General features: G+C 63.6%; 1 protein-coding gene. It reads right to left on the reverse strand.

Features of this window, described 5'->3' with window-relative positions:
- On the reverse strand, positions 1-241 hold a 241-nt coding region (locus tag ACZ9XP_RS17985; protein WP_465188969.1), incomplete at its 3' end, for an NAD(P)(+) transhydrogenase (Re/Si-specific) subunit beta.
- Positions 242-261: the final 20 nt, after the last annotated feature.

Consider the following 261-nt stretch of genomic DNA (forward strand, 5'->3'; position numbering starts at 1 on the left):
AGCGCACGTTGACGCCTTTCTGGTGCAGCAGCTCGGCAAACTCTTGCAGCGCGTGCTGGGCGCGCGATACGGCCAGACCATAGCCGGGCACGATGATCACGCTGTCGGCGTTGCTCATCAGGAAGGTGGCGTCTTCGGCGGAGCCGGACTTGTAGTTCTTCGGCCCGGTGTCGGCACTGCCGCCGCTGCCGGCTTCGGCACCAAAACCACCCAGCAGCACGCTGACGATGGAACGGTTCATCGCCTTGCACATGATGTAGG

The sequence above is a fragment of the Vogesella perlucida genome, from assembly GCF_979366545.1.